The 4,569-nt window shown below is 58.7% G+C and carries 5 protein-coding genes; 3 read left to right on the plus strand and 2 right to left on the minus strand.

The window, feature by feature from the left end; genetic code table 11:
* Positions 1–1,548, plus strand: a 1,548-nt coding sequence (serA, locus tag AC1D35_RS34775; protein WP_477942438.1) for a phosphoglycerate dehydrogenase, incomplete at its 5' end; no start/stop codon positions are given.
* A gap of 474 nt (positions 1,549–2,022) precedes the next feature.
* Here serA and AC1D35_RS34780 read toward each other — a convergent pair.
* Positions 2,023–2,295: a hypothetical protein gene (locus tag AC1D35_RS34780; protein ID WP_477851731.1), complete on the minus strand. Its 273-nt coding sequence runs from the start codon at positions 2,293–2,295 to the stop codon at positions 2,023–2,025.
* Here AC1D35_RS34780 and AC1D35_RS34785 point away from each other — a divergent pair.
* Both AC1D35_RS34785 and AC1D35_RS34790 read left to right on the plus strand, forming a co-directional pair.
* Positions 2,282–2,575, plus strand: coding sequence for an SLAC1 family transporter (locus tag AC1D35_RS34785; RefSeq protein ID WP_477851729.1), 294 nt, complete (start codon positions 2,282–2,284; stop codon positions 2,573–2,575). The two genes, AC1D35_RS34780 and AC1D35_RS34785, sit on opposite strands and share 14 nt — an antisense overlap.
* A gap of 293 nt (positions 2,576–2,868) precedes the next feature.
* Positions 2,869–3,969: a mechanosensitive ion channel family protein gene (locus AC1D35_RS34790; protein WP_477851727.1), complete on the plus strand. Its 1,101-nt coding sequence runs from the start codon at positions 2,869–2,871 to the stop codon at positions 3,967–3,969.
* Positions 3,970–3,972: 3 nt separating this feature from the next.
* Here AC1D35_RS34790 and AC1D35_RS34795 read toward each other — a convergent pair.
* A partial coding sequence (locus tag AC1D35_RS34795; protein WP_477942442.1) for a DMT family transporter occupies positions 3,973–4,569 on the minus strand: 597 nt, incomplete at its 5' end.

Here is a 4,569-nt window from a genome sequence, read left to right on the forward strand (position 1 = left end):
CAGATCTTCCGTGATCGCGGCGTCGAAGTCGATTTCCAGCCGCAGCTCGGCAAGGACAAGGACAAGCTGTTCGAAATCATCGGCAATTACGATGGCCTTGCGATCCGCTCCGCCACCAAGGTGACCGAGAAGATCATAGAAGCGGCCAAGAACCTCAAAGTCGTCGGTCGCGCCGGCATCGGCGTCGACAATGTCGATATCCCGGCCGCTTCGCGCCGCGGTATCATCGTCATGAACACGCCTTTCGGCAACTCGATCACCACTGCCGAACATGCGATCGCCCTGATGTTTGCGGTTGCCCGTCAGCTTCCGGCCGCGGACACTTCCACGCAGGCCGGCAAGTGGGAAAAGTCGAAGTTCATGGGTGTCGAGATCACCGGCAAGACGCTTGGCGTCATCGGCGCCGGTAATATCGGCTCCATCGTCTGCGCCCGCGCCATCGGCCTGAAGATGCACGTGGTTGCCTACGACCCGTTCCTCTCCAAGGAGCGTGCCGAGGAAATGGGCGTGACCAAGGTCGAACTCGACGAGCTGCTCGCGCAGGCCGATTTCATCACGCTGCACGTGCCGATGACGGACAAGACGCGCGGCATCCTGAACAAGGAAGCGCTTGCCAAAGCGAAGCCCGGCGTGCGTATCATCAACTGCGCCCGTGGCGGCCTCGTCGATGAGGCAGCGCTTGCCGAAGCCATCAAGTCCGGCCATGTCGCCGGTGCGGCTTTCGACGTCTTCGAAGTCGAGCCCGCCAAGGAAAGTCCGCTCTTCGGCCTACCGAATGTCGTCTGCACGCCGCATCTCGGCGCCTCGACCACGGAAGCCCAGGAAAACGTGGCTCTGCAGGTTGCCGAGCAGATGGCGGACTACCTCGTCAAGGGTGCGGTTTCCAATGCCATCAACATGCCGTCGATCACGGCTGAGGAAGCGCCGATCCTGAAGCCGTTCATCAGGCTCGCCGACGTTCTCGGTGCTTTCGTTGGTCAGGTCACTGAAGAGCCGATCAAGGAAATCGAGATCCTCTACGATGGCATTACGGCCAACATGAACACCCGAGCACTGACCTCGGCTGTTCTTGCAGGCCTCATCCGCTCGCAGGTTGCCGACGTCAACATGGTTTCGGCGCCGATCATGATCAAGGAAAAGGGCGTGATCCTTTCCGAAGTGAAGCGCGACAAGTCGGGCGTCTTCGATGGCTACATCAAGCTGACGGTAACGACGGAATCCATGACGCGTTCGATTGCCGGCACGGTCTTCTCCGACGGTAAGCCGCGTTTCATCCAGATCAAGGGTATCAACCTCGACGCCGACGTCGGTAGCCACATGATCTATATCGCGAACACCGACGTTCCCGGTATGATCGGCTTCATCGGCACAACGCTTGGTAGCGCCGGTGTCAACATCGCCAACTTCCAACTCGGCCGCGACAAGCAGGGCGGCGACGCTATCGCTCTGCTTTATGTAGACGCTGCGGTTGACGATGTCGTTCTGGGTAAGCTTACAGCCAATTCGGCGATCCGCCAGGCAAAGCTGCTGACTTTCAACGTCGACTGAGTTTTCCTCCCAAGGAAGACGCGCAAACCCGGCACGGTTTCCGTGTCGGGTTTTTATATGATTTGGCAAATACCGTTAGAGATCAGGCTTTCCGGATATCGACTCCGATTTTCGGGCCGATACTGTCGTGGCCAGCGATCAGTGACGGGTGGCATTCGTGTCGTGATGCAGGAAACTGTCCCTGCTCGCATCGAAAACCCTGAAGAACTCGTCCCAGGAGATGTTCTCCACAGCGTTTTCCTKCCTGCTGAACTCAACGCCGACCAAGCCGCTTTTCATCCGGGCGGGATGGCCACCACGTGCTTCGATCCATTCCCGGATTTTATCATGATCTTTCATTGCGGATGTGCCCATCATTGCCTCCCTGCCGATGGGTTGTATTTTCAACGGGTAATAACTCTTTGGAAATGAATTGGTTCCACGTGCCGATCACGGTATGCGTTTGAGCCCTTGATCAATCGCTGGAATGTTCAGCTAAGCCGCGAAATTGCCGGTCTGGAAGCTCTCGCTGCCCGGCTGGGAATCGATTAGCTGATGACGGATGTGACGTGGAGCCTGCCCCGTGCCGCAGCATGAGGCTGAAGCACTGATCTCCGACAACCAGCTGAGGAAGGCATCAGCTGAGATCATCGCATCGAACGCGTCGGCCGCCTTGCTGCGATAGCGCTCTTCGTGGCGCAGCAGGAAGAAGGGACGGGGCAGGGGCGGTATATTCACCTCGGTGAGAAGACCGTTGTGCAACTTCATAGCAACCGTGCTGCGCGACATCAGCGTCGGTAGCCATCGCCATCAACCACCTGCGGCAGGGCTGCCTTTTAATCTCGGCTGGTGGAATTGTACATTCCCGATCGGCGTCTATGCCGTTGCGACGCTGCGGCTGTCCAGCATCTTTCCGTTGTTGGCACTCGCAAGCTTCAGAGAGGGTCTGGTCGCAGCCCTTGCCGCAATCTGGATCGTCGTCGCGATCCGCACATGCTGCGGCGCTTATAACGGCTCTCTATTCGTCGATCCCGGCCGGGAGAGCTGACGGTAACCTACACAACGGTTTCAATCATTCGTTATTTTGAGAATGCCCGTCAGCATTGCATACTTGGCGCGGGGCTGGAAAGGAGGATGCACATGAAACGCTACACACTTTCGATGATTGGTCTGGCGATCGTGACTGCCATCATCGCCAATCCGGGCATCGCACTTGCCTGCAACAAGCTGATCGGTACCTAAGCCGATACCGCCCACCTCTTTCTTGAAGGCGCAGTTTCGGCTGCGTCTTTTTTTATATTTTTCCTTTCCCATGCTGCAGCGCACCCTAACTGCGACTGCATGACAGAGTTTCTTGACAATATCCGTGCTGAAGGCGTCTGGCTGCCGGACTGGCTTGCGAGCGTCATCATCTTCGCAGTCGTCATCTCGTTGACGCTCTTTGCGCATCGCATTCTCTTTCGCTTGCTGACCCGCCTGGTCAAGGACCAGGATCTCTTCTGGCGCTCGCTCGTCTCGCGCCTGAAGCGGGTTGTACGGCTTGCCATGCTGGTGGCCGCCCTTTCCTTCGGGGCGACCATTGCGCCGCTGACGGACATGCAGTCGGCAACTGTCCGGCATATCCTGCTTATCTTCTTCATCATCCTTGTGGCCTGGATGGCCAAAACCGCCAAGCATATCTGGATGACGGTCTATCTCAGGCGCTTCAAGCTCGATGCGGAAGACAATCTTCTGGCGCGAAAGCATGTAACACAGACGCGCATCATGGAGCGTGTCGTCGATCTTCTGATCGTTCTCGTGGCGATATCGGCCTGCATGATGAGTTTCGATGCAGTCCGGCAATATGGCGTCAGCCTGCTCGCCTCGGCCGGCGTTGCCGGTATCGTCGTCGGCCTCGCACTGCAGCCGGTGCTGAAGAACCTGTTTGCCGGCATCCAGCTTGCCATTACCCAGCCGATCCGCATCGACGATGCACTGTTGGTCGAAGGCGAGTGGGGCAGGGTGGAAGAAATCACCTCCACCTATGTCGTGGTGCAATTATGGGACTGGCGGCGGCTGATCCTGCCGCTCAGCTACTTCATCGAAAACCCGTTTCAGAACTGGACGCGCGAAAGCTCGGCGTTGATCGGCACTGTGATGATTTATCTCGACTACAGTGTGCCCGTCGATGCGATCCGCAGGAAGGTGGAGGAGATTGCGCAAGGTTCGAAGCTCTGGGATCGCCGCGTCGTCAATATTGCCGTAACGGATTTCCGCGAAGCGGTGATGGAAATCCGTATTCTGGTGTCGGCATCAAATTCCGGCCGCACCTTCGATCTGCGCTGCGAGGTGCGCGAGAAGTTGATCGATTTCATCCAGAGCGAATATCCGGCGGCCCTGCCGCGCATGCGTGCGGTGATGAACGAGCCGCCCGCCCGTGCCCGGCGCGAGGCGGCGGAGTAGGCCCTATCGCGTCGGGGCTTCCACGTCGCCTTCCACCGGCGTCGTGGCAATGGGCGACTGCGCATCACCTGAGGCGACAGCCGCGGGCAAAGGCACCTGGCGCTTGCGTTCACGGATCAGCGTCAGCAGGCCCGAGCAGATGATGAGCACGATGCCAAGGGCCATCGGCAGATCGACACTATCGTCGAAGAAGAGATAGCCGAAGGCAATCGCCCAGATCATCTGGCTGTATTGCGGTGTCGCGATCAGCGTTGCGGGGGCGAGTCGTGCGGCGGTCATCAGCATTACGTTACCGGCTGCGCCGAGCAGGCCGTAGCTTGCAAGGAAGAGCCATTGCTGCGGGCTTGGCACGACCACCTGTGAGAGCATGAGCAGGCCGCTGACGATAAGGGTGCCGAGCAGYGAGGCGCCATAAAGCGACAGGCGTTTTTCGGCGGGCCCGAGCTTTCGAAGGATGACGATGGCAATGGCGGCTGAGATCGCGCCGATGGTCGCCGCCAGATGGCCGACGGACAGTTCGCGGAAACCCGGCCTGAGAACCACGAGCACACCCAGGAAACCGACGATGACGGCGGCCCAACGCTGCCAGCGTACATCTTC

Source organism: Rhizobium sp. P1_E6 (genome assembly GCF_056405875.1).